At 37.4% G+C, this 23,783-nt stretch carries 25 protein-coding genes and 1 pseudogene; 11 read left to right on the top strand and 15 right to left on the bottom strand.

The window, feature by feature from the left end; translation table 11 throughout:
- Positions 1-5: 5 nt before the first annotated feature.
- The 9 genes from F6X55_RS13650 to F6X55_RS13610 all read right to left on the bottom strand — a co-directional run bounded on the left by F6X55_RS13650 (position 6) and on the right by F6X55_RS13610 (position 5,001).
- Positions 6-1,115 carry a hypothetical protein gene (locus tag F6X55_RS13650; protein ID WP_153464146.1) on the bottom strand — a complete coding sequence of 370 codons (1,110 nt, stop codon included), beginning with the start codon at positions 1,113-1,115 and terminating at the stop codon, positions 6-8.
- 14 nt (positions 1,116-1,129) lie between these two features.
- The gene (locus F6X55_RS13645) at positions 1,130-1,393 is read right to left on the bottom strand and encodes a hypothetical protein (protein WP_035541924.1); all 264 of its coding nucleotides are present in this window, start codon (positions 1,391-1,393) and stop codon (positions 1,130-1,132) included.
- A gap of 15 nt (positions 1,394-1,408) precedes the next feature.
- Complete coding sequence (locus tag F6X55_RS13640) at positions 1,409-1,603, bottom strand: hypothetical protein (protein ID WP_153464141.1); 195 nt, start codon at positions 1,601-1,603, stop codon at positions 1,409-1,411.
- A 74-nt stretch (positions 1,604-1,677) separates the two neighbouring features.
- Positions 1,678-2,109 carry a hypothetical protein gene (locus F6X55_RS13635; protein WP_153464137.1) on the bottom strand — a complete coding sequence of 144 codons (432 nt, stop codon included), beginning with the start codon at positions 2,107-2,109 and terminating at the stop codon, positions 1,678-1,680.
- Between the two features lie 419 nt (positions 2,110-2,528).
- Positions 2,529-2,762 (bottom strand): hypothetical protein, encoded by a 234-nt coding sequence (locus tag F6X55_RS13630; RefSeq protein WP_237648674.1) that lies wholly within the window; start codon positions 2,760-2,762, stop codon positions 2,529-2,531.
- 17 nt (positions 2,763-2,779) lie between these two features.
- The gene (locus tag F6X55_RS13625; RefSeq protein ID WP_153464130.1) at positions 2,780-3,802 is read right to left on the bottom strand and encodes a DnaD domain-containing protein; all 1,023 of its coding nucleotides are present in this window, start codon (positions 3,800-3,802) and stop codon (positions 2,780-2,782) included.
- A gap of 30 nt (positions 3,803-3,832) precedes the next feature.
- Positions 3,833-4,327, bottom strand: a complete 495-nt coding sequence (locus F6X55_RS13620; RefSeq protein WP_153464127.1) for an XRE family transcriptional regulator — start codon at positions 4,325-4,327, stop codon at positions 3,833-3,835.
- Between the two features lie 91 nt (positions 4,328-4,418).
- On the bottom strand, positions 4,419-4,742 hold the full coding sequence (locus F6X55_RS13615) for a DNA-binding protein (protein ID WP_153464123.1): 324 nt from the start codon (positions 4,740-4,742) through the stop codon (positions 4,419-4,421).
- A gap of 22 nt (positions 4,743-4,764) precedes the next feature.
- Positions 4,765-5,001, bottom strand: a complete 237-nt coding sequence (locus F6X55_RS13610; protein ID WP_153464118.1) for a helix-turn-helix transcriptional regulator — start codon at positions 4,999-5,001, stop codon at positions 4,765-4,767.
- Positions 5,002-5,169: 168 nt separating this feature from the next.
- On the opposite strand from F6X55_RS13610, the gene F6X55_RS13605 reads away from it, so the two are divergent.
- A complete protein-coding gene (locus tag F6X55_RS13605) occupies positions 5,170-5,571 on the top strand; it encodes a helix-turn-helix domain-containing protein (RefSeq protein WP_153464115.1) in 402 nt (133 codons plus the stop codon).
- A gap of 147 nt (positions 5,572-5,718) precedes the next feature.
- Here F6X55_RS13605 and F6X55_RS13600 read toward each other — a convergent pair.
- Positions 5,719-6,342 (bottom strand): annotated as a pseudogene (locus F6X55_RS13600) (DNA/RNA non-specific endonuclease); the annotation flags it as partial.
- A gap of 273 nt (positions 6,343-6,615) precedes the next feature.
- Between F6X55_RS13600 and F6X55_RS13595 the strand changes: the two are divergent.
- From F6X55_RS13595 to F6X55_RS13565, 7 genes are all read left to right on the top strand, one after another.
- The gene (locus tag F6X55_RS13595) at positions 6,616-7,761 is read left to right on the top strand and encodes a tyrosine-type recombinase/integrase (RefSeq protein WP_076572910.1); all 1,146 of its coding nucleotides are present in this window, start codon (positions 6,616-6,618) and stop codon (positions 7,759-7,761) included.
- Between the two features lie 65 nt (positions 7,762-7,826).
- Positions 7,827-9,947 carry a tyrosine-type recombinase/integrase gene (locus tag F6X55_RS13590; RefSeq protein ID WP_093106324.1) on the top strand — a complete coding sequence of 707 codons (2,121 nt, stop codon included), beginning with the start codon at positions 7,827-7,829 and terminating at the stop codon, positions 9,945-9,947.
- The gene (locus F6X55_RS13585; protein WP_076572938.1) at positions 9,940-10,335 is read left to right on the top strand and encodes a DUF6262 family protein; all 396 of its coding nucleotides are present in this window, start codon (positions 9,940-9,942) and stop codon (positions 10,333-10,335) included. The genes F6X55_RS13590 and F6X55_RS13585 overlap by 8 nt, the downstream gene beginning before the upstream one ends.
- Positions 10,336-10,562: 227 nt before the next feature.
- Positions 10,563-10,994, top strand: coding sequence for an Hg(II)-responsive transcriptional regulator (gene merR, locus F6X55_RS13580; RefSeq protein WP_093106327.1), 432 nt, complete (start codon positions 10,563-10,565; stop codon positions 10,992-10,994).
- Complete coding sequence (gene merF, locus F6X55_RS13575) at positions 10,981-11,208, top strand: mercury resistance system transport protein MerF (RefSeq protein ID WP_093106329.1); 228 nt, start codon at positions 10,981-10,983, stop codon at positions 11,206-11,208. Before merR ends, merF begins: the two co-directional genes overlap by 14 nt.
- A gap of 14 nt (positions 11,209-11,222) precedes the next feature.
- Positions 11,223-12,872 carry a mercury(II) reductase gene (gene merA / locus F6X55_RS13570; protein ID WP_407690262.1) on the top strand — a complete coding sequence of 550 codons (1,650 nt, stop codon included), beginning with the start codon at positions 11,223-11,225 and terminating at the stop codon, positions 12,870-12,872.
- Positions 12,873-12,989: 117 nt separating this feature from the next.
- On the top strand, positions 12,990-14,336 hold the full coding sequence (locus F6X55_RS13565; RefSeq protein ID WP_093106334.1) for a dihydrolipoyl dehydrogenase family protein: 1,347 nt from the start codon (positions 12,990-12,992) through the stop codon (positions 14,334-14,336).
- A 134-nt stretch (positions 14,337-14,470) separates the two neighbouring features.
- Here F6X55_RS13565 and F6X55_RS13560 read toward each other — a convergent pair whose 3' ends face one another.
- Positions 14,471-14,938: a hypothetical protein gene (locus tag F6X55_RS13560; protein ID WP_153464109.1), complete on the bottom strand. Its 468-nt coding sequence runs from the start codon at positions 14,936-14,938 to the stop codon at positions 14,471-14,473.
- 493 nt (positions 14,939-15,431) lie between these two features.
- On the opposite strand from F6X55_RS13560, the gene F6X55_RS13555 reads away from it, so the two are divergent.
- Entirely contained in the window at positions 15,432-16,631 is a 1,200-nt protein-coding gene (locus F6X55_RS13555; RefSeq protein WP_153464104.1) for an IS110 family RNA-guided transposase, read from the top strand.
- Positions 16,632-17,170: 539 nt separating this feature from the next.
- Here F6X55_RS13555 and F6X55_RS13550 read toward each other — a convergent pair.
- The 4 genes from F6X55_RS13550 to xerA form a co-directional block, all read right to left on the bottom strand.
- Positions 17,171-19,327, bottom strand: a complete 2,157-nt coding sequence (locus F6X55_RS13550) for a heavy metal translocating P-type ATPase (protein ID WP_202616143.1) — start codon at positions 19,325-19,327, stop codon at positions 17,171-17,173.
- Between the two features lie 3 nt (positions 19,328-19,330).
- The gene (locus tag F6X55_RS13545; protein ID WP_153464098.1) at positions 19,331-19,705 is read right to left on the bottom strand and encodes an ArsR/SmtB family transcription factor; all 375 of its coding nucleotides are present in this window, start codon (positions 19,703-19,705) and stop codon (positions 19,331-19,333) included.
- Between the two features lie 175 nt (positions 19,706-19,880).
- Positions 19,881-20,738 carry a cation diffusion facilitator family transporter gene (locus F6X55_RS13540; RefSeq protein WP_161993087.1) on the bottom strand — a complete coding sequence of 286 codons (858 nt, stop codon included), beginning with the start codon at positions 20,736-20,738 and terminating at the stop codon, positions 19,881-19,883.
- A gap of 275 nt (positions 20,739-21,013) precedes the next feature.
- Positions 21,014-21,856: a site-specific tyrosine recombinase/integron integrase gene (gene xerA, locus F6X55_RS13535; RefSeq protein WP_153464093.1), complete on the bottom strand. Its 843-nt coding sequence runs from the start codon at positions 21,854-21,856 to the stop codon at positions 21,014-21,016.
- Positions 21,857-22,030: 174 nt separating this feature from the next.
- On the opposite strand from xerA, the gene F6X55_RS13530 reads away from it, so the two are divergent.
- Entirely contained in the window at positions 22,031-22,531 is a 501-nt protein-coding gene (locus tag F6X55_RS13530) for an ImmA/IrrE family metallo-endopeptidase (RefSeq protein ID WP_237648673.1), read from the top strand.
- A 27-nt stretch (positions 22,532-22,558) separates the two neighbouring features.
- Positions 22,559-23,731, top strand: coding sequence for a tyrosine-type recombinase/integrase (locus F6X55_RS13525; protein WP_153464090.1), 1,173 nt, complete (start codon positions 22,559-22,561; stop codon positions 23,729-23,731).
- Positions 23,732-23,783: the final 52 nt, after the last annotated feature.

Genomic DNA, 23,783 nt, shown 5'->3' with positions numbered 1-23,783 from the left:
CCCTCTTATATATTGTTCTTTTGGCTCTCCAGCTCATCTTGTTGTTCCTTAAGCGAATCGATTTTAGATTGATTTTGATCTTCTGACTTTTTCTCTGTTTCTATTTGGCTGTTTATCTTAGTCAACTGTTCCTCAATTTCTTGATACTCATTAATCTTTTTATTCAGTTCATCATTTTTCGCTTCACTGGCCATCTTTTTTGCATCTTCCAATTGACCAAGCCTCAAATAAGCGATCCCCTTTTGTTTATACAGTTCAGGAGACATCGCCATATCTTGAATATCCACCGCCTGTTTGTATTCCCCATTATGAAAGGCTATTTTAAATTCACCCAAAGGACTTGGATAAGCTTCTTGAAAGGAAACCAATTCTTCCAGACCATGAACTTTCATGACTTGCTCAGCCAGTGAAGAAGTTCTTTCCTTTCTTACATATTGCAAAGCTTGATCATACTTTTTAAGTTCCACAAGAAAATGAAGCAATGTTTGGCGCTCCGATTCCGTTAAGGTTTCCATTCCTTGTAACTGATCTACAGCTTTTTTCTGATCACCTGTCCAGTAACCTTCATAAGCCGTTTTTACATTCTCCATTTTTTCCAGCTCTTGTGTCGTGGCTTTTAGGTCTTTGCCTTGATTGCTTAGAAGTATAAATAGAGTAATGGATGTAACTATAGCCACCATTAATGTGGTGCTGATCACACTCACAAAAATTTTGCCACGCTTACCAAGTTGCTTCCAACTCGACTTTTGTTCTTCCTTCTCTTTCAATACTTCTGTCATATCAATTTGATAAGATGCTGGTGTATTAGAAGTTAATTGTTGAAGAAAGACATCCCTTTTTGTTTCTTCATTTTTATTTTCCATGGGTAACTGTAAAAGCTTTTGACAAACATGGTCATAAATATTGGATGTCTCTTCTTTCCCCATTTCATATGAGCCGTTGTACAGCTTGTCTCCTTCTTCATTAAATATCATGAAATCTAGCAGAATTGGCTTTGCATTTTTCTTCTTTAATTTAGCATCCAATTCTGCCGTTAAAATGACAATTTCCTGGAAGGAATAAGGGTGGAAGCTTGAAATTTCACCATCCATTTTTGATGTGAATAATACCCTCATGAATCTACTCTCCTTTAAAAGATCACCTGACTGTCAATGTATTCAGCGATAGCTGTAGCTCCCATTAGAACGACAAGTCCAACGGCACCACCAATAAACCACACGATAGAGCTTTGGCGACCTCTAACTCCACCCCATATAAGATGGTAGGCTCCTATACCAAAAGCAATGGCAGCCGAGATAATACCCAAAAGCTGCATGGCGGTTAGAATTGATGCCCCAGTAGATTGTAAATTACTAATGGCAGCAAGCATGGAATGATCTGCAAAGTACTTCATTAAAATCTCCCCTTATTAAATATTTTTGTTCTTGTTTTCTTCATCCACCCCTTTGTAATGGAGCAATGACTTCATAACGACATCTTGGTTTTGTTGAATGTAGTCTTGATGCTTTTCATGAAGCCAATCATTGTAAGAAATGTCTTGGATGGTCAGCAACGTCTGAACTAAGTCTTTTGATTGCTTAAGTTCACGATTAGTAACGCCCATTAACATTCACCCCCTTTCAAGGTTTTCGTCCATAAAAAAAGAAGCGACCTATTAAAAGATCACTTCTATCACGATTAATTATTTTTTATGAATTTTTCTAATGCATCTTCTTTCTCACCAGTTGAGGAATAATCAACATCCCTCAGAGAAACATACTTTTTCAAAATTCCATTTTCATAAAAACCTAGAGTCTCGAATTGAATATCCTTGAGTCCTAAGTCTCTAGGTTTCAAATCCTTATCCAACATTTCATCTGACTTAGCATTAATTTCTTTTACACTAATTTCATCAATTTCTTTCTCAACTAATGAAATATTATCTGTTCGCTCTGTTTTATCTTCCGTATTATTAAGTAATATAAAAGCTTCATCATTGCCTTCAATATATTCGCTTAGTTCCTCTGGTGATAAAGACTCGACTTGACCTGTGGCTCCTTGTGACCCGCAACCAACCAGGATTAGAACCATAACAAATCCAGTCAAACCACCGATCCAACACTTTGCCATCAGATCAATCTCCTCTCAAGTGATTTGTATAACGATTCTAACACCTACTTAAATATAAATCCATGATTTGGAAGATTATCTTGATGGTTTAAAGATTGTTTTTGGCAAGATACAATCAACCCTATGCAGCATTCCCTAATGATTATAGTGTACTGCAAAGCACAACGTTTCTAGCATATACGAAGAACTTTATATATCTAGGTCTTAATATTAAAAGTTTCATCAGTAGTCCCCTCACTTTAAATAGAAAAACCATCGTTGATATAACGCTTACCCGGTCACTAGATGCGTTTCGAGTAACACGCACCCAACACTCATCAACAGCTAGGAAAATTCTGTGACCTTTCTTTTCCTAGCTTAGATATGTAGTTTTCAAGGATCTAAATGTGCTATCTAAGCACGTATTAAAATCGTTATATTTACTTAACAGGTTTCAGTTCACTCATAGGGTTTTTACGTTTAGCAATGGTTCTAAATTGACCATCCTTAACAGTTCGAATTCGATAATAGATACTAGACAGCTTTTCAGCAGTACCATGGCGATCCACCGCCCAAATGCCATGCACATTATACCTTTTTCCTTCAAAGGTTTTTACATTGTCAGCTTGTGAAGAAATATCATAGTAAGCAAAGTGCTTTTTATTGGTTTTCAACTTACCACCTCCCATGTTTATGGCTCGCCAGCTACTCTAAGCTTTAATTGTTCTAATAAAATATTTTTCGCTGAGCGTTTTCCTTCCCGAATAGAAGCTATATCTTCTTCAGAAAGGTTATATCGATCATCAATAGATTCAAGAATATTCTCCCTCGATCTTTTTAGCTTAATCGCTAACTCAATGGTCCGAGCTGTATCATCAATGCTAGGTTGTTTTTTTATATCCTGCTTTTTTTGTTCTTCGTGGTTGTTGAACCATTCAGGAATTACTTCCTTTTGGGAAGACCTATTAGTTACTGAACCATTTCTATTCTTTTTATTTTTATATTCCACCTCTTCTGTCTCTGCTTCTTCTATTGTTCGAATGCCTTTATTGATCCAAGACTGAAGAATACTCTTCGCATATCCCCACGTTGGTTTATTACGGTCCAACGAACGCCTCATAGCTTCCAAGATTAATGGTTCTCCAAGGTCCTCACTCCAGCTCACTATATCTTCTGAAATTTTAGGACGTATAACGCCAAAGTTGTTTTGATAAAATTGAATGGGACATTCCATCTGTTCTGAAGTAGTCGTAGTAGTAACAAACTCTTTTACATTCTTAACTTCTTTAAGTTCTCTTCCATTCTTGTATGTGTCTTTTTGCTGTCTATCTGATGGTAAAGTGTTGTTCTTCTGCTGGTTATATGGTGTTGTTCTGTTGTCATTTTCTTCATCGTTTGATTGATAAATTGCCCAGTTATCAACGGTTATGACACTATATTTGTTGGTGGATTGTACAGAAATAACTCCATCTTCTTCGAGTATTTTCAAGTAATCACGAACAGTAGACTCATTCATATTCAATTCAGAAGCAGCTTTCTTACGACCGAATATAAACTGTCCAGGTTCCAGTTTTACACTTTGCCTCCCCACCCTTGATTCCGTACTTTTATGACTTGACTTTGTAAGACAATATATGAAGATTTTTAGCATCTTTTCATTTTCAAAAATTTCACTATGAAGGATTTTCCGATGAAGCTTCAGCCACCCTTGCATTATTTCACCTTCTTTCTATACATGTGATAATCAGATGATATAGCCTTTAGATTTTAAACAGGTGTGGTGTTTTTCCCATATTTTCAACCAACTTATATCGTACTCATCACACAAAGTTGCCAGATACACAGTAGAGAAGTGAACTACACTAGCCATTATATCTGCAGACCTATGGATGTCTTGTAAATCCATAGAGTGGATACTATATAAGTCTTCTGTCCATTTCACTTGAGCAATGCGTCTAAGTGCTTCCTTTAACTCTTTCTCTAATATCAATTGGAGAAAGTATTTATCGTTAGTGGCTCTAGGAATACTATCTAACTGTGTAATCCCCCATCCGATATATTCATTAACAGCTTCCAGAGCTAGCCATGGACTATTATATTTTTCGATAAAGTATTTGGTGGTTACAGGGGGGATCTTCCGTTCTCCTCTTTCTTGCTTAGAGATATACTCCCTAGATTGAAACATGTCAATTGCCAATTGCTGCTGTGTTTTATTAATACCCTTTCTCTCTGCTCTCATATAATTTGCAGACTTACTAAAATTAATTGAACTCCCCCCTTGTTTTGTACCATCAGCTATATTCTGGTTAATTTATGATAGATTTATAGAGTTATATCACACCAAAGCTTCTTTCTGGTGCTGTTTTTTCGGAGATCTCAACATGATCTCTAATCCAACTCATTACTAAATCTTTAGGATAAAGTGTTCTACCTCCAACATGAATCTTTGGAAAGTCTTCTCGCTTTAGAATATGAGCGTCTAATGACTGTACACTTACATTAAAGACATATTCGGCTAACTTAGTGCGGTCCAATAAATATGGCAACTCTGCTTCTCTTTGGACATCTTCTTGAGCCTTTTTTGCAATATCATAAAAGATATCGTACACCTTATTATTAAAATCGGCTTCAGGTTGTAATTTTGCTTCAAACAATTAAATCATTTCCTTTCTTCAATTATTTTAATACTTGAGAACTAAAAGTATGAGTTTCTTGTACTTTTTGACCGAATAAATAACTGATATCTTTTCCCAATAGTTCTGATAAACGAATAGCTACTTTAAGAGTTGGTGTTGAATATCCATTTTCCCAATTAGCTACACTTTGTTTTCCCTTATACCCCAAACATTCAGAGAGTTGAGTTTGACTCATGTTAGCTTTAATCCTTGCTTCTTTCAAACGTCTATTTTTCATTATCTCACCTCCCTTGTATGAATAACTTGTACTTAAAAGTATATGTACAAGTTACTTGTATGTCAACACATAAAAACAAGATTCTTGTACTTTAGTTAAAAACATCAATAAATAACTCTAAAGATGGTACAATAATCTTGTACCTAAAAAAGTGAAAGGATTCTAAAAATGCTCTCACAAAGACTTAAATATTCTAGAAAAACCAAGGGACTCACTCAAAATGAATTAGCAAATAAGATTAAAACGACCAAGGGTACAATTAGTAACTACGAAAATGGTTATAGTACACCTTCAAATGAGATGCTTATTAGTCTTGCTAATGCATTAGATGTGAGTGTTGATTATTTATTAGGTAGGTCTGAGACTACAGTAAACCAAACAAAAGAAAATGAATACAATACTATCAATGAAATAAATAAGCTCATGGATAAGTACGGGATTGAAGATGCTGCATTTTTCGATTTAGAAAAATGGAAGGCTATGGGGCCGGAACAAATTCGGGAGTTGGAAAGTTATTTTCAATATCTGTTAAGAAAGTCAAAAGAGCTTGAACAGGAAAACAAAAAATAGAGCGTATCCGAAGACACGCTCTATTACTTCAGGCGATTTTTATTGAAACCAACCTTTACTCCAGAGAATTCTAAATTGATATAAATATAAAACTTGCAAAACAGACATGTTCTGCGTTCATTTATTTGTTCTCAGCGTCCAGAAAATTTACTCCCCAACCATACCATCTCCATCATTATCTCTCATGTATTGATATAACCAATGATCACTCGTAATCGGCATACTGAAACCAGCATCCTTTGCTTCCTGGATCGTCACCTGACCATTGCCATTCGTATCAACGCTAGAAACGTCCCCTTCCTCGGTGGAGCCGTTGGAATTGGAGGAATCGTCATTAGTTAGTCCGAGTGATTCATTCACTTCGTCTGGATTTACATTGTCGAAGGTATCGATGATTTCATTACCATGTAACGTGTAAGTATATTGATAATCGGAAGGAACTTGCGTTTTCGTATCAGGATAAGTGATTATTGCTTCAAAATTTGTAGCGCCCCCTGCCTTCCGTATAGCATCTTCCAAGTACGCTTGATCCCCATGCCGGTTCAGGGTGCTTTCTTGTGGGGTAATATTATATGCGTTAGAAACCCCTCCTAGAGAGTCGGCAATGATATGTCCTTCATCTAACTTATCACTTTCGACACCAGGTACTTTTGCTTCGTCTGAGAAATATCTGCCGGATGATAAGACCGGTTCCGCACTATCGTCCTGCAGAATGATTTCATCAGCCACGACTTTCACTAACTGTCCGTACTCATTCGTTAAATTAAGATACTATTCCATTGGGTAATCAGTCTATTATGAAGGCTACTTACCCCCTTTTTTTACATAATTAATTGAATAAATAATGGTTGAATATAGGGTTTAATAAGTATAAAATGTAACAATATACAGGAACGTTTGTTTGTCTTTTGAGGACGTAGCTTCGGTGCGAGGGCAGCACTCCGCAGAAACGATAGTTTGAGGATCTTAAAGAAACGAAAATAACGGTAATCCTTATATAAGGAGAAGCACTATCGTAAATTATAATTGGTTGGAGATGTTTTCATGAAGGTAGAACAAATATTGATTGGGAATAGAAAAGTATATCTGCTAATTGATTCAAATGGATTACCCGTTGAACCCGTTGCAAAGTACATGAAATATCACTATAACCAGGAGAGTAGTAGCAATACTCTACAGACTTACTGTACAGCTTTGAAATATTACTTTACATATTTAGAACAAATAGGAATTGATTATCAGCAAGTTAACTTTCAAATATTATCTGACTTCGTTGCTTGGCTCAGAAATCCTTATGAAAGTAATAAAGTACTACCTCAGAAAAAAGAGAAGGCTAAACGTAGTGAAAGAACAGTTAACACTTATCTTTCAGTAGTGTCATCGTTTTATGATTTTCTATACAGAAATGAATTAATTGAATCAGGAATCGTAGATAAGTTGATGAAGAAGATGTTTCTAGGTGCAGGTGGAAGTGGATATAAGGATTTTTTATATCACGTAAATAAAGACAAACCACGTTTTAAAAATGTACTCAAATTAAACGAACCTAGAGCAAGAGTAAAGGTATTTACAAAGGAGCAAGTTAATGAAATCTATAAATCTACCACTAATCTTAGGGATAGATTTATAGTAAGATTACTTTTTGAAAGTGGCTTCCGTATAGGTGAAGTTCTCTCCTTATTTCTTGAAGATTTTCAATTTGACGCTGTACAAAGAAAGCACAAAATCCAACTAAAAAACAAAGGAGAGTTACCAAACGGGGGGAAGTTAAAAACAGGAGAACGAAAGATTGATATTTCCCAGGGACTAATGGACTTGTATGATGATTATTTGTATGAAGTACTTGATGAATATAATCCTGACCATAACTTTGTATTTGTAAAGGTCCGTGGTAAGAACGCTGGAGAACCTCTAACCTATTCTGATGTTTATGCCACTTTTAAAGAGATTGAAAGGAAAACGGGCATATATATTACTCCACATCTATTCCGACATACACACGGAACTATATTTTATCTTCAAACAAAGAACATAAAGGCAGTACAAGAACGTCTAGGTCATGCACAAATCCAAACAACCATTGACTTATATGTTCATCCTTCAGAAGATGATATTCGTAAGGATTGGGAGAAAGCCTCTCATGCCTTTGAAATTGGGCGAGGCATAGAGAACAAAGAGAATGCTTTTTAATCAGGTATTCCTGGCAGAGTAGTTCCCTTTTTTAGAGCTATATTAGTATGTTAGGAGAGAAAACATTGGATAAAATCATACCAAGTAATTCAATACCCAATAAAAGTGAATATTGGGACTTAATCGCTTCCACCCTATCCTCTTACGAGGTTAAAGAGATATCCGACAATGGAAAAGTAGCGAGAAGAGTTGTAAATGATGATTACTTTTTAGTCAATGATGTTTGGAATATACATGAGATTGCCAAGGTCCCTAATTTTAAAGATACGAATACAAAGAGAATAGCACATAACCTTTACTTTGAATGCGATAGTTCCACCATCAATATGGAACTGAAATTTGTTTTTTTTAGTCAACTTTTTTCAGACCGTTGGGCATTACGGTCTTTATTTAAAGGTCTAAATCATAGCGTAAAATTACTGGGTGAATATTTAGAAGAAAGGCATCCAAATCTCACTTCCCTTCTTGATTTAGACATTGAAAAAGAGGAAAAGCTATGGATATTTTGGCTGAATCGAAAAGGAATAAAGACAAGGTATATTACGACTCTAAGGGGGGAAGAAATCAATGCCAAGACGTTACCAGCCAAATCTATCCGAATGATATATAATCCACTCTTACGACTAACGGATACTCGTGATGAATGGGAGAAGGATCGATGGGATATACGGGAGCTGAATAAAAGATACGATTTTGGATTCAATGTTTCATCAACTTCTTATTACATTGATTTTTTAGGAATTGAGAACAACAGTTTTCGCAAAGTATTTAAAGAATATATAAAAGGCCGTCTAATCAGTGGCAAAAATTTCGTTTGGGGTACATCGTTACAGTATAAAGTGTTCGTTGGTAATTTTTTGAACTCAATTTCAAAACAAAATCCTAAATGGAATGATTTGAGAGAACTTGAAAGAAAACATTTGGAAAAGTACCTAGAAGAGTTAAATGAACATACAACGAAACTTACCAATCCTAAAAGCTATATTAATAAGGCATTAAAGCTTATTCGTAACTTTATTAGAGACCTTCAAACTTTCGAGAAGTTCGAAGATTTCGCACCTAAAAAAACCGTGCATCGCCTAATTTATTCTGAAGACATTCCTACTGTCCCTAAAAAATCAGATGATGATATTAATTACATACCTGACTATGTATTGGAACAACTGTTTGATAATCTAAATGATCTTCATCCAGATGTACAGCCAATTGTATGGATTGCTTTCAAAACTGGACTTCGCATAAGTGATACATTGGGATTGACGCAGGATTCTTTAGGTAGAATAAATGGAAAACCAAACCTTACCACAGATATAGAAAAAACCTATGTAATAGGTCATAAAATACCCATTGATGACCATCTAGCAGATATAATTGCAGCTTTAATTGAGCGTTCTAAGCAATACAGCAACGATGATAACAACCCAGAAAGATACCTTTTTGTTCGCTACCGAGGTTCCCGTAAGGGAAGACCATTGAGTTCGAATTTTTGTCGAGCAGAACTAAACCATTTAGCAAGAAAAGTGAATATAACAGATGAAGCAGGCGAATTGTTTAAATTCAATAATCACATGTTCCGACATACTTATGGAATAAAATTGTTAAACGGTGGAGCTGATATTTTAACGGTGCAGGAGTTATTAGCCCACGCATCACCCGAAATGACCTTGCAATATGCTCGTCTGTTAGATGATACGAAACGTAAAGAATTCGAAAAGGTGTTGAAACAAGGTGTATTTACTTTTAACGTAAACGGGGAAATTCATCAGATTTCAGAAAAGGAAGATATTCCTGAAGGCATCCTTGATATGCTGTGGAAAGACGAGAAGTTAAACGCCTTAGATAACCCTTATGGGACATGTCGGGCGAGGGTCAATGGGAATTGTCCACTAGCAGCAGAACCCCCTTGTCTTACAGCCAACGATGGCAAACCTTGTTTTGATTTAGCTGTTGGAATGGATAGTTTCGACGTGAAAAAATATGAGTTACTCATTGAGTCTGTAACCAAGAATATTCAAACCGCAAAAGAGTATGGCCGGGAAGAGATGGTAAAAGCAAATAAAAAGAACTTGGAGAGATATCAAAATATTTACGAGATCATCAAGGGTGGAAATGTGATTTTTGGCCGCTTTGATCGTATGAAGAGAAAATATGAAAGTAAGAAAAAGAATGGTGTTAAAAATGAGTAATTTTGACCGTGAGGAGCAAATAAGGCAGTTGCATCAACAACGAAAGCAGAAAACCAAAGATAAAGTTGAGGAAGCTATAAAACGCCTTACAAAGAGTTCTAAAGTAATTAATTTTAATAGCGTGGCAAAAGAAGCAGGAGTAGCTAAAGCTACTCTTTACAACCACATAGAGCTTAAAGAACGTATTGCTTTCCTTAGAGAACAACAAGAAGAAGCCTTTGTGGAGTCTAGTACCAAGCGTGATGAAAATAATCAGAAAGCTGTAATTGCTTCCCTTAAAAGAAGGGTTGAAAAGTTGGAGAAAAAGAATAAAGAACTGGAAGAAGAAAATAAACAGTTAAGGGAAAAAGAAAAAGAAAAACTTTCAGCATACTTTACGAAGATATAAATCCTTCTGCAACTAAGGGCAGTTATCTTGAGACCGAGTCTTCAAGTAAAGGGCAGGATTGTAGAAGGCTTAGTTTCGAGATACCACAATCAATCGTTAATAAATAAGGAGAGTGAATTTTTCGGCAAAAAATAATCTGTTGAGTTTAAGATTGGAAAAATAAAATCGATTCACACTTGACCCTGTATTATAGTACAGGGTTTATATTATATGTAGAGGTGATTGCTTTGGAATTTAAAATCAGCCAGCTAGCCGAAGCTTGTAATGTGAATAAAGAAACTATCCGTTACTACGAACGCAAATCATTAATACCTAAACCATATCGGAACAATTCAGGTTATCGCATATATGGAGGGGCCACAGTGAAGCGCATTAATTTTATCAAGAAAATGCAAGATCTGGGTTTTTCACTAAGTGAAATCCACAAGCTACTAGGAGTGGTGGATAAAGATTCTGATCGTTGTCAGGATATGTATCAATTCGTTTCAGAAAAACAGCAGGATGTTGAAAAGAAAATTAGAGAATTGCAACATATACAAAAAGTGTTGAATGAATTGAAGATCTGTTGTCCGGATGAAAAAGACCTGTATGCCTGCCCGATTATAGAAAAGGTGATTGAAGGTGGAGAGCAAAAGGGGGCACTGTATGAGGGGGAATAAATGGTTTATCGGAAGTTTGACTGGATTTTTCGTAACCCTTCTTTGTTGTGCGACGCCTTTGTTAGTAATTTCACTAGGTTTACTTGGTCTAGGAGCGTGGGTAGGTTACTTGGATTACGTTTTAATTCCACTATTGATTGTATTTTTGATCCTTGCGGTAGGGTCTTATAAAAGAAGTAAACCAACATCAACTAATAAGGACTGTTGCTCTTAAAAATGAAGGAGGAGATGAATATGAAAAAAATTCAAATGGAAATCAGAGGAATGACATGTGCAAGCTGTGAAGATCATGTAAGGCAGACACTTCAAAAAAATGGCGCTGAAAATATTCATGTCGACTATCAAGAAGGGAAGGCTGACTTTCAATTACCAGACGGGTACAAGGAAGAAAATATAAAGGAAAAACTACACCAGACGCCGTATCAACCAGGGGAAATGATTCGTATTTCCTCCGATAGTGAAAAAGGTGTTTCAGGTGAAGGGTACGATTACGATTTTTTAATTATCGGTTCCGGAGGGGCAGCTTTTTCTGCGGCCATTCAAGCTTCTGAGAATGGATTACGGGTAGCCATGGTAGAAAAAGGGGAGGTTGGAGGCACCTGTGTCAATATCGGATGTGTTCCTTCTAAAACCCTTATTCAAGCTGGACACATTCAATTCCAAACCGAACAACAGCCATTCCAAGGTTTGACGACTTCGGCCCAACAACCAGATATGATCGGGCTGCAAAACCAAAAAGAGAAGTTGGTTAACCAATTGCGTAAAGAGAAGTACGAAGACCTTATTCAGGAATACGGGTTCGATCTCATTAAAGGAGAGGCTTACTTTCGTGATTCACACACCATATCCGTAGAGGGAAAACATCTAACGGCTGAGTCCTTTTTAATTGCTACTGGGGCTTCTCCTTTCATTCCGGAGATTCCTGGATTGAAAGAGACTTCCTTTTTAACAAGCACATCTGCTTTAGAGTTGAAAGAAGTTCCTAAGCATCTGGTTATTATAGGGTCGGGATACATCGCCCTGGAATTAGGGCAAATGTATCGCCACTTAGGCGCGGAAGTCACCCTCATGCAACGTAGTGCAACATTCTTGAAACATTATGATCCCGAAATCTCTGAGACCGTTGAAAATATGTTAAAAGAAGAAGGCATCACATTATTGAAAGGTGTTAGCTATCATAAAGTCGAGGACAAAAACGGTCAAAAGTTCGTTCATCTTGAAGTGGAAGGGAAGCCTGAAACCATTCAAGGCGATCAGCTTCTCGTTGCTGCAGGAAGGAAGCCCAATACAGAAAAACTCCAAGGAGAGAACATTGATTTAGAATTGGGGGAATATGGAGAAGTCTTAATTAATGACTATCTGGAGACCAATATCTCTCATATCTATGCAGCTGGTGATGTAACACTTAGCCCTCAATTCGTTTATGTGGCAGCTCACCAAGGAGGTATTGTTGGACAAAACGTATCCAAGCAAACGAAAAAGACACAAAATCTGGAACATGTTCCTGCAGTGACGTTTACGACTCCTTCGATTGCTTCTATTGGGCGGACAGAACACCAGGCCAAACAAGCAAGCTATGATGTGAAAACGTCCGTGCTTCCCTTAGAGTCAGTTCCAAGAGCACTAGTGAACCATCAAACCCAGGGTATTTTCAAATTAATTATGGATGCAAAAACCAACCAGATTATTGGTGCTCATGTGGTAGCTGAAAATGCAGGGGATGTCATTTATGCAGCTACGTTAGCTGTGAAATTTAAATTAACAGCCGACGACCTTCAAGAGACCATGGCTCCTTACCTTACAATGGCAGAAGGGTTGAAGTTAGCCAGTCTTACGTTCGATAAAGATGTCTCCAAACTGTCTTGTTGTGCAGGCTAGCAAAAAGTTCTCCGTAAGTTACGATGAACTTTTTTAAAACCATGGATAAGGTACAGGGTTTGTCATTTCACAAAGTAGGCAAACGTAAATAAGAAAGATTTTAGGAGGTAGATAAATATGACCAATAAATACGATCTTATTGTGATAGGTTCAGGTTCTGGAGGGTCAATCACAGCAGCAAAATGCCTGAAAGAAGGCTGGCGTGTGGCCATGATAGATGATCGCCCGTATGGAGGTACTTGTGCCCTGCGAGGGTGCGATCCGAAAAAAGTGCTTCATGGAGCTGCAGAACTATATGACTGGCATAAACGAATGAAAGGAAGCGGCATTCACGGGGATGTAACCATCGATTGGCCGGAACTTATGGCATTCAAAAAGACATTCACGGATGACGTGCCGGATAAAAAAGAAAAGGCATTAAACAAAAAAGGGATGGACACTTACCATGGAAAAGCTTCTTTTATCAACGACCGACAGTTAAGGGTCGAAGATGAAGTTCTTGAAGGGAAATATATATTGATAGCTACCGGTGCCACACCGACGCCATTATCGATTCCGGGAGAAGCATACATGACGCATAGTGACGAGTTCCTCGAGCTGGATCGACTTCCGGAGACAATCGTTTTTGTTGGAGGCGGGTATATTTCTTTTGAATTTGCCCATATTGCGGCACGGGCAGGGGCAAAGGTTCATATTATTCACCGCGGGGAACGTCCACTGAAACATTTTGACAGCGACCTTGTCGCTTCCTTGTTACAAAAGAGCGAAGACCTTGGCATCGAAGTTCATGAAGAGTATTCGGTGGAAGCTATTGAGAAAGAAAACGATTCTCTTGTGGTCAGAACCCGTACCAAAGGAAAAGAAATCTCCTTTTCTGCAGATATGGTCGTGCACGGTGCAGGCCGGGTCCCTGCGCTCGACTTGGACTTGGAACAGGGGAATGTTGATGCAACGAAGGATGGGATTTCTGTGAATAGTTATTTGCAAAGCGTGACGAACCCACGTGTCTATGCTGCAGGGGATGCTGCTTCAACTAGTGGACTGCCTCTCACCCCGGTAGCGAGCATGGAATCTCACATTACAGCTTCCAATATCCTGAAAGGAAACCATAAGGAAGTAGAGTATCCGCCTATGCCCTCTGTTGTCTTCACTGTACCAAAGCTAGCTTCGGTAGGGATGACAGAAACAGAAGCGCATGCCTCGGGGAGGGATATTGACGTGAAACACCAGACGGTAGATGGGTGGTTTACGTATAAGCGTACGAACGAAACGCATACCGGGTTTAAAATCCTGGTAGATAACGATAAAGATCAGGTTGTTGGAGCTCATCTAATTAGTGAAGAAGCAGACGAACTGATTAATCACTTTGCAACGGCGATCCGGTTCGGGATACCTCCCAAAGAAATGAAACAAATGATGTATGCCTATCCAACAGCAGCTTCTGATATAGCTCACATGCTATGATTGCATAGCATTTCCTATTTCAAAAGGATCGACGGTAATATTTTTAATAGAACTAAAGCTAGAATATCTTGAAATCGAGTTTTCAATAATCGGGGGCGTTTCTTGAAGATAAGATCAAAATAAGGCCACACATTTTAGATATGTCTAATATGTGTGGTTCTTTTAATACCAAGCGTAAAAGCCTCTAACCTAAATATAACATTCGTAAAGGCCCAGTACTCCCTGTCTCCGTAACCTATATCTACTACGACATTAGAGGCTCGATCTCCACTGAGGTCCCCACCATCTACTTCCAGTCGTTCATATCCTGAAAATAGGTCATCCTGTGTTTGTGTTTCAGTTGAGTCTTCCTCTGTGGGTTCCTCCTCAACAACAGTGCTTTCTTCTTTTTCACCACTAGTAGTGGTATCAGCAGATGAATTTCCTTCTTGTATATCTGTTTCTCCGTCTGATTCATTATCTTTCGTTGCATCATCTGCGGTTACTTCTTGTGTTTCTATTTCCACCTCTCCTTCTGAAGTGGCTGGATCTTCGACATTGGTGCAACCAATCATAAAAAAAATCATCAAAAGTAAAGTTAAATAGTTTATTTTCTTTTTCATTTTGGACACTCCTACATAGTTTTTCCGCTCTGTACCTTCATTCATTAAATTCTAATAAACTAACATGTCCTACTTTTTCTTATTATACATTTGTAGGTTGTAGGCAAAATATTAAGTTAAGCTTTTTATTTAACACAATTCTAGGTCTAATATTATTTTACAGTAAATGCTCATTTTTTGGTGATTTTTCACTGAAAAATACTGCCCATTAATAAAAAAGCGATTGCTCTTATTGAACAATCGCCCCCTATCGTATTATAAGGTTAACCAGTTTATCTGGTTGACCTATTTTTTATGGGTTATTCTTTAAGTAGCCGGGTAGGACGTTCGCCCCCGTGGGACTCTGATCCCGTCTAGTATACTGTCCACCCCCTACTTGTAGAAACATGTTTGAGGCTGGTTGGGACTTAGATCCCGTATAACAAGCGAAGCTATGACACTACAAGCTAGGTTAGGGGCTGCCGGTGAATCTAACAAAAGGACGTGATAAAACATGGATCCAGTCATTGGCCTGGATATTGCGAAGGGAAAAAGCCAAGTACAAGCCTTTTTACAGAAGAAAGATCCTTACAAGAAGAGCTTTGTTTTCGAGCATAATGTTTTAGGGTTACATGATTTTCATCGCTTTTGGTTAGAGGTGGAAGAAATCACAGGGCGACCTCCGGTCGTCGTTTTTGAATCTACCGGTCATTACCATGAACCCGTTTTACAGTTCTTAGAAGAGCATCAAATTGTCTATTACTTGGTGAATCCGGTTCTATCTCATGAAGCTAAAAAAATGAGCCTAAGGAAAGTAAAGACGGACGCCATTGATGCCTTTCGTTTAGGGGAATTGTATTATCTATATGATGACCTTCAACCTTTCAAAAAGAAGGCTGTCAAAATCATGAATTTGAGGAATCTAACCCGTCAACATGACGCTCTAACGGGCACTTATGTACAAATTAAACTTCAGTTCCAAACGGTATTGGATCAAGTGTTTCCGGAATATAAGACGGTCTTTGGATCTCTTTATTCACCGACCTCCTTACGAACGTTACTCCACTATCAAACACCTCAAGGTGTTCGGGAGGAAACGAAGGAAAAGATCGCTGAAGTCATCCTCCAACAAGGAGTTAAACGCTCTTATGGATGGGCACTAGATAAAGCTCACCAACTCAAAGAGGCAGCAGGACGAGATCCTTTCAAGCGGAATCTATACTCGAGTCATGTGGTGAGTTTAACGATGTTCATTCAACTTCTTCTCCAATACCAAAGGCACCTATCGAAGCTACTGAAAGAGATAGATGCCCTGGCTGAAGAATTTGATGAATATAAAATTATCCGATCAATTCCCGGTATTGGTGGAAAGATTGCGGCAACAATCCTATCCGAGATTGGGGATATTGATCAGTTTAACCACCCTAAGAAGCTTGTTGCCTACGCGGGGATTGACCCAAGTGTCCATGAATCGGGACAGTTTAAAGCAACCATTAACCGAATTACAAAGCGCGGATCGTCTAGCCTTCGCAAGAGTCTATATAACGCAGTCCAATGCGGAATAACCAAGAATCGCAATCCAAAACTAAGAGCTTATTACGATAAGAAACGCGAAGAAGGTAAGCCCCATAAAGTGGCGATTATTGCTTGTGCAAACAAGCTCATTCATTGGATCTATGCCATCTTAAAAAGTAAAAAGGCTTATGTGATTTAGAAAAAACCAATAAATTACTTATATAGAAAATGCTTCAAATCGATACTGTTGAAGTTTATTTAGTATGTTCATTTTTATTGTACCATGTCTGATTCATCTTTTTTACCCTTACCTATTGACCTTCTATTAGCTGGTATTCTTGAAGACTTGATTTCAAGATAATTAAAGACTATTCACCCTAAGGGATTACAGTTTGCCAAAGTCCAAAACATCGTTGTACAGGTTAAAAAAGGCCCCTAATAAGGGACCTTCTTATCTCTTATCTTATTACTCTTGGATATTGAAAGGTGGGTTAACTTTATGAGTTAATTTCTTCTCAGCGTGTAAACTCCAATAAGGATCATTAAGCATACCTCTTGCAATAGCTACAAGTTTTGTATCTCCTATTTGTAATGGTTACTTCCGCCAGTTCTGGGCTGCCTCACCACCCTAATTTAAGAGCCATTTAAGTAATGCTGTGGGCCCAATGAAAATAGAGGTTTATATAAGGAATGACGTCCCCCTTAGACCCTCCAAGCAATTTAGAAACTCCTACATCCTTATTCGTCTTCTTTCACACTCATAAGCCGTAAACCATTTAGAGCCACTACAATTGTTGCCCCCATATCCGAAAGAATGGCAATCCAAAGTGTTAGCCATCCCGGAATAACTAACAGAAGGGCAATAACCTTAATAGCAATCGCAAAGAAAATGTTAGCCTTAATAATATTTAACGTTTTACGGCTGATTTTAACAGTAAACGGAAGTTTCCTTAAATCGTCCCCCATTAAAGCAACATCTGCCGTTTCAAGTGCTGTATCTGTTCCAGCCCCACCCATTGCAATTCCAACGGTTGAGGCTGCTAGAGCCGGAGCATCGTTAACACCATCACCAACCATAGCTACGTTTCCGTACTTGGATTTCAATTGTTTAATCACGTCTAACTTATCTTGTGGAAGTAACTCTGATTGAATGTCTGTTACGCCGACTAGACTGCCGATTGCATCAGCAGTACTGTGGTTATCACCTGTAAGCATAACTGTTTTTTTAATTCCAGCTTTGTGTAAAGCTTCTATAACATCTTTGCTTGATTCACGCACTTCATCCGCAACGGCAATAATAGCTAGAATTTTTTCATTTGTACCTATAATCATAGCTGTTTTCCCTTGTTTTTGTAGGGATATAATATTTTGGTCTAATTCCTTATTATAATTAGACGATAATAATTCTTTAAATAATTTCGGACTACCAATATAATACGTATTTTCATGTACTTTTCCTTTAATTCCTTTACCCGTAATTGAAGTAAAGTCATCTACTGCTACCTCAGAATAAGAAATACCGTCCTCTTCAGCCTTTTTCATTATGGCCGATGCAAGAGGATGTTGAGAACGATATTCTAGGGCAGTAATAATCGAAAGTAGTTCTTGTTCATCTGTATGAGGGCTCAACACTTCATAGTCAGTTACCACAGGAACCCCTTTTGTTAAAGTCCCCGTTTTGTCAAACGCAATTGCTTTTAATGTACCAACTTCTTCTAGGTACACCCCGCCTTTGACAAGAACCCCTTGTTTCGCAGCATTACCAATGGCTGATACAATTGAAATTGGAGTGGAAATCACCAACGCACAAGGACAACCAACGACAAGAACAGCTAGACCTTGATAAATCCATGTTTCCCAACTTCCATCAAAAAATAAAGGAGGTAATGTAGCAACTAATGCTGCAATGGCCATAATGATAGGAGTATAATATTTAGCAAATTTATCGACAAAAGCTTGGGATGGTGCCCGTTCGCCCTGCGCTTCTTCTACTAGATGAATAATTTTAGATATTGTTGTATCTTCAACAAGCTTTGTTATTTTTACTTCAAGTAATCCTTCTTCATTAAGCGTACCAGCAAATACTTCATCTTCTACAGTTTTCTCAACAGGGACTGACTCCCCCGTAATCGCTGCTTGGTTAATGGCAGAATAGCCATTGACAATGACACCATCCATCGCAATTTTTTGACCCGGTTTAACTATCATAATATCCCCGATCGCAATATCATCTACGTGAATCGTCATCTCTTGTCCATTTCGTCTAACCAATGCTTCCTTTGGTGCAATGTCCATTAATGAACTGATTGATTGTCTCGCTTTATCCATAGAGAATCGTTCTAAAGCTTCACTAATGGCAAAAAGTAAAACGACAATTGCTACTTCTGCCCATTCCCCAATAATGACTCCACCAATGACAGCAACAGTCATAAGAGTCCTCATATCAAACTGAAGTCGAACTAAGTTTTGTAAACCGACTTTGAAGAGTGACGTCCCACCGACTATCATCGAAGTAATAAATAATAATGCTGTAACGATGTTATCATTTCCGTTTACAAACCGGGAAGTGAAACCGATAACCAAAAATAAAACTGAGTACAACAATGTACTGTGTTTTTTATAAAACGGTAACTTTTCTTCTGTACCAGGATCTTTATCCTTTTTTTCTGAACTGTCAGGAACTACTTTTAGGTTCTCAAAAGCCCCAGCTTTTTCAAGCTCCTCTGTTGTCGCTTCACCGTAAACAGAAATTTTCGATGCGCCAAAATTTACTTTTGCATCGCTTACACCAGCTAATCCTTTTACGTTATCCTCAAATTTTCCAGCACAATTTGCACACGTAAATCCTTGAACACGATATACATTTTTCTCATCTTGAGATGCTTCGTTACTCACAATTTACACCTCCTGACCGTGAACCATCGCCGTTACAATCATACTTGTAACATGGGGGTCATCAAGGGAATAAAAGACTAACTTACCTTGTTTTCGACTTTTAGCAATATGCATGTTTCGTAAATGACGTAGATGATGAGAAGCTGTAGCATTCGTTGTGCCAATAATGTTTGCAACATCACATACACATAGTTCAGTTTCCTGCGTTAATATATAGGCAATTTTAAGCCTTGTTTCATCAGATAATGCTTTAAAAATGTCCGCGGTTGAAGTGAATTTTTCATTTTCAATCTTCCGCGATAATCGGTTAACTATTTCCTCGTCGTAGCAAAAAACCTCACATTGATCATCGTTTATTTTAGTGTGTTTGGTTTCCATGATTTCACCCTCACATTCAAATGATTGTTTGATTATATATACAATCTTATAAGGAACCTGTATAGATTGTCAATAAAATAAACAAATGATTGTTTGAATATCTAATTGAATATGTGTTAAATAAGTTTAAAAAGAATCAAGATCTGACGGATCACTTTTGTAAGGTATTAAAAATTCACTTCACTGAGGGATTCAATTCAACAAATGTCATAAGGCTGTTATGTTGTTTGTGCATTAATTCTTTAATTTCTTCAGTTACATGGGTCATTTCCTTAATTGATAAATCCGGTTGAAGAGAAACAGAAACATCTAAAATGACCTTATTACCTGAGACTCTCGCTTTCACATCATTGACTTTCTCTATTTCTTGAATATCTGAAAGTGATTCTTTGTATTGGTGTATCTTTTCAGGATCGATCCCATCGGTTAAAATTAAGGCGGTTTCTTTAAAGATCCCCCATGCTGCCCAGAGAATGATTAGACCTACAATCGTACCAGTGACAGGATCAAGCCAGGATAGTCCAAATTGAGCGCCAGTGATACCAACAACAGTACCAAAACTTACAATCGAATCCGACAGATTATCTTTTGCGATTGACCTTAACCCTTGACTGTTTACTTTTGAGGCTATGGTTTTATTCAAAAAGTAGATTAAAATCATGAATAGACCACTTCCGAGGCCAACCCATATTGCAAGAGGATTCGGTGTAACGAAATTTTGATTTACCATTGTACGAACGGTATCAACTAAAATTTGTATCCCTATTGCAGCTATGACAAAGGCAGCCACCAACGAAGCAATATTTTCGGCTCGCCGATGTCCATAAGGGTGGTTCTCATCCTCCTCTTTTTTTGCAATTCTCAACCCAATGATTAGGGCAACAGATGTAATAATATCCGTAAAATTATTAAACCCATCGGCCATTAATGCCACGGAATTGACCTGCCAAGCAATAATGATTTTCACAAGTGATACTAATAAATAGGCAAATGTACTAATCCATGCACCAGTTTTAGCGTTCAAGAATCTCATTTTATTACCTCCCTTCTTCATTATTTCCAAGTAGTTTTTCATTAAAACGTTTATTTGAATGTATAACAATTCACATGGGAACACGTATAGATATTTTTAATAAATAAATGCAATATTATCTCGAAACTGAGTCTTCCACAATCCTGCCCTTTTCTTGAAGACTCAGTTTCGAGATAATCTTTCTAATGCTTAATAACAATTATTTCAAATTGACCCCTTCCCCACAAGCATTATTTACAAAAAATAGAAGCCGTGTCTTCTCACAGGAACGGCTCCTAAAAATATTTACTATAGAAATCCTGTCTTAACTTACCACTTAGTTGAGCATAAATTTTCGTTGTTTCACTTTTCTCATGCCCTAACAAGCTTTGGATAACTTCGATTGGCGCTCCATTATTAAGCAAATGGGTAGCGTAACTGTGCCTTAATTGATGAGGGTGTATTTCTTTATTAATGGCTGCGCGTATGGATATACGTTTAATAATATATCGGATGATCTCAATACTCATTCTCTTTTTAGGTCTTCTGTCTGTAATAAATAAACATTCATCATGATCCTTGCGTCCCTCTATATATTTCTGTAGCCATAGTGAACAACGAATACTGAAATAAACTTCTCTTTCTTTATCTCCTTTTCCTTTTACAATAACCGATCTTGCTGAGAAATTGATATCCTCCCTATTCAGGTTTACTACCTCTCCGATACGGCAACCAGTTGAATAAAAAAATTCGAAAAGTGCCCTTTCCAGGGAAGTTAAGCACGAGTCCCTTAGTTGCTCAATTTCCATCTCCGTTAGAAACTTAGGGATTCTCTTGCCAACTTTAGGTTCTTTTAATTTAATAGCTGGATTTTCATTAATAACACCCTCTTCATGTAGCCACTTGAAAAAAGATCGAAGGAAACGAACCTTGTTTCCAAGACTAGAGGGTTTTAGATGTCCGCCCACCTCAACCAAGTAACTCTTTAGCTGATCGATAGCCACCTCTTCTGTATCAACATCTCCAAAGTATTTCACCAACATATTGAATTGTAAGCAGTATGTTTTCAGTGTTAGTAGCGAGTAACCTTCAATCTTTTTATCGACATAATACTTTTCCCAAGCTTCTGTTAGGAACATTTTCTATCACTCTCCAAAACTATGAATCTTAACTTCATTATGGTTCTGGAGATAAATTCCTATACTTTAGTTTCTTTGCAGAATAAGTAATCCTAATCCCCCTTTAATTAATCCATTTTTTGTAATTATTTATTGAATAATAGAACACTTGTTCGTATAATGCTTATAAGGATGGTGATTAGTTTGAGGTTTCCTTGCTACACAACCACAATTTTAGAAGATCTTGTAACTCAGTGGTATAAAAATCACAATTTTAAAGAACCCACTGACTTAAGTGTTCATAACATTGGATATGAAAACCAAATCTTTGTTCAATGTAGACCGACTCAAGCTAGTTATATGAAAGTAGGGAAGTTTCAAGAAATTGTTTTAGATAGTCGCCTTCCCCAGATAAACCAACGAGAGCAATTCTTCCACGAGCTATGCCACGCATTGAGACATGCTGGAAGGCAGTTAATAATGCCTAAAGATTTTTATGATCTTCAAGAAAGAGATGCAAGGCACTTCACTCTTTATGCCTCGCTACCCTATCACATGATTAAAGAGTATACGTTGAATGATCCTGAAATCATTGATGTATGGTCTCGAGATTTTAAAATTCCGTTAGATATATGCCAAGAACGACTGGAAAAAATAAAGCGACGTCCTATTGTACCAGTCAAAACCATTTTATAACTTACAGTTTAGATAGGAGGTAATACTATGGCATATCTAAGAAAAAGAGGTAACAAGTGGTCCTATCAATTAGAATGGTTAGATCCAGTCACCGGAACAAGAAGAACAAAGTCTAAGGGTGGTTTCACAAGAAAATCAGACGCAAGAGTCGAAGCAGAGGAACTAGAAAAGGAGTTAAGAGAAGGTTCCTTTGTGGAAGAAAACAATATTACTCTTAACGAATTTGCTGATGAATGGCTTAATTTCTATGCTAAAAATTCTAAGGTTAGCTCGCATCGTGCACGTACTAAAGAATTGAAGCACTTCAGAAGATATTTTTCAAAAATGAAGTTATCTCATATTACAAGAAAACATTATCAAGCATTTCTTGATGACCTACACGAAAAAGGATACGCCCATAATACCCTGGATGGGATCCATACTACTGGCCGAATGTTATTTAAGAAGGCATTAGAATATAACCTTATTAAAACAAACCCAAGTGAATTCGCAAAAATCCCAAAGAAAATTGAAACGGTGGAGGAAATTGAGCAGAATGAAGAGGTAATAAAATTTTTAGAAAAGAATGAGCTGATAACTTTTTTAAAAACAGCTAAAGAAAAGGGATTAGATAGGGACTTTATTATGTTTCTCACCCTCGCTTATAGTGGCTTGCGTGTTGGAGAAATGCTGGCACTCAAATGGGCCGATGTGAACTTTGATAATGAAACTATCCGCATTACAAAAACCTATTACAACCCAAACAATAATACGAAGAATTTTCAGCTGCTCACGCCTAAAACAAAAGGATCTATACGGACGTTAAAAATGGACAAGCAAGTGATGAATGAGTTCAAGAAGCATTTAACTTACCAAAAAGAAATTAAAATGGCTCTTGGAGATCTGTACAATGATTTTGGATTTGTATTTGCAAAAGAGATTAATAATCCAGGTTATCCTGATTTTATAAAAACGGTTGAAAACCGTATGAGACGTCTGTTAAAGCTTAGTGAAATCGATAAGAATGTTACACCACATTCCTTTAGGCACACTCATACCTCTCTTTTAATTGAGGCAGGTGTAGGGACAAAGGAAATTCAGCAAAGATTGGGTCATGGAGATATAAATACAACTATGAACATCTATGCTCATATTACAAAAAACATGGAACAAAAGGCTTCAGATAAATTCAGTGAACTAATGAAAGGCGCATTGGATTAATTAAAACAGCCCGATCATTCACTAAAGAAGTATTTAGTATAATCGGGCTCTA

Source organism: Sediminibacillus terrae, from assembly GCF_009602435.1.
Classification (GTDB): Bacteria; Bacillota; Bacilli; order Bacillales; family Amphibacillaceae; genus Sediminibacillus; species Sediminibacillus terrae.
This window is presented reverse-complemented; position numbering and strand designations above follow the sequence as displayed.

Excerpts from the sequence above, each read along its gene's own strand:
- F6X55_RS13545 (WP_153464098.1), bottom strand. The coding sequence starts at position 19,705 with ATGGAAACCAAACACACTAAAATAAACGATGATCAATGTGAGGTTTTT.
- F6X55_RS13645 (WP_035541924.1), bottom strand. The coding sequence starts at position 1,393 with ATGAAGTACTTTGCAGATCATTCCATGCTTGCTGCCATTAGTAATTTA.
- F6X55_RS13625 (WP_153464130.1), bottom strand. The coding sequence starts at position 3,802 with ATGCAAGGGTGGCTGAAGCTTCATCGGAAAATCCTTCATAGTGAAATT.
- F6X55_RS13635 (WP_153464137.1), bottom strand. The coding sequence starts at position 2,109 with ATGGCAAAGTGTTGGATCGGTGGTTTGACTGGATTTGTTATGGTTCTA.
- xerA (WP_153464093.1), bottom strand. The coding sequence starts at position 21,856 with ATGTTCCTAACAGAAGCTTGGGAAAAGTATTATGTCGATAAAAAGATT.
- merF (WP_093106329.1), top strand. The coding sequence starts at position 10,981 with ATGAGGGGGAATAAATGGTTTATCGGAAGTTTGACTGGATTTTTCGTA.
- F6X55_RS13620 (WP_153464127.1), bottom strand. The coding sequence starts at position 4,327 with ATGAGAGCAGAGAGAAAGGGTATTAATAAAACACAGCAGCAATTGGCA.
- F6X55_RS13640 (WP_153464141.1), bottom strand. The coding sequence starts at position 1,603 with ATGGGCGTTACTAATCGTGAACTTAAGCAATCAAAAGACTTAGTTCAG.
- F6X55_RS13540 (WP_161993087.1), bottom strand. The coding sequence starts at position 20,738 with ATGAGATTCTTGAACGCTAAAACTGGTGCATGGATTAGTACATTTGCC.
- F6X55_RS13605 (WP_153464115.1), top strand. The coding sequence starts at position 5,170 with ATGCTCTCACAAAGACTTAAATATTCTAGAAAAACCAAGGGACTCACT.
- F6X55_RS13560 (WP_153464109.1), bottom strand. The coding sequence starts at position 14,938 with ATGAAAAAGAAAATAAACTATTTAACTTTACTTTTGATGATTTTTTTT.
- F6X55_RS13525 (WP_153464090.1), top strand. The coding sequence starts at position 22,559 with ATGGCATATCTAAGAAAAAGAGGTAACAAGTGGTCCTATCAATTAGAA.
- F6X55_RS13555 (WP_153464104.1), top strand. The coding sequence starts at position 15,432 with ATGGATCCAGTCATTGGCCTGGATATTGCGAAGGGAAAAAGCCAAGTA.
- F6X55_RS13565 (WP_093106334.1), top strand. The coding sequence starts at position 12,990 with ATGACCAATAAATACGATCTTATTGTGATAGGTTCAGGTTCTGGAGGG.
- F6X55_RS13610 (WP_153464118.1), bottom strand. The coding sequence starts at position 5,001 with ATGAAAAATAGACGTTTGAAAGAAGCAAGGATTAAAGCTAACATGAGT.
- F6X55_RS13595 (WP_076572910.1), top strand. The coding sequence starts at position 6,616 with ATGAAGGTAGAACAAATATTGATTGGGAATAGAAAAGTATATCTGCTA.
- F6X55_RS13650 (WP_153464146.1), bottom strand. The coding sequence starts at position 1,115 with ATGAGGGTATTATTCACATCAAAAATGGATGGTGAAATTTCAAGCTTC.
- F6X55_RS13585 (WP_076572938.1), top strand. The coding sequence starts at position 9,940 with ATGAGTAATTTTGACCGTGAGGAGCAAATAAGGCAGTTGCATCAACAA.
- merA (WP_407690262.1), top strand. The coding sequence starts at position 11,223 with ATGAATATGAAAAAAATTCAAATGGAAATCAGAGGAATGACATGTGCA.